General features: G+C 63.9%; 1 protein-coding gene. It reads left to right on the top strand.

From position 1 onward, the window contains the following. Positions 1-274 (top strand): ABC transporter substrate-binding protein (locus AC0IW9_RS30825; protein WP_471652109.1); only part of this gene is annotated, 274 nt, incomplete at both ends.

The raw sequence follows: 274 nt of genomic DNA, 5'->3' as shown, positions 1-274 counted from the left end.
GGTACGCGCAGGCCGAGCAGGGCGGTTTTTACCAGGCCAAGGCCAAAGGCATTTATGCCGAGAACGGCCTGGACGTGGAAATTCGCATGGGCGGTCCGCAGGTGAACGGCATGCACTTGCTGCTCAACAAACAGGCCGACGTGATCATCAACTACGACCTGCAAGTGCTCGCCAGCGTGCAGCAGGGCTTGCCCGTGGTGGCCATCGGCGCGCCGTTCCAGGGTGATCCGCAGGGCATGCTGACCCACGCCGACGTCACCAGCCTGGACGGCCT

This window comes from Belnapia sp. AC561, from assembly GCF_979252845.1.
The sequence above is the reverse complement of the archived record's forward strand: the minus strand, read 5'-3'. Positions and strand labels throughout refer to the sequence as shown.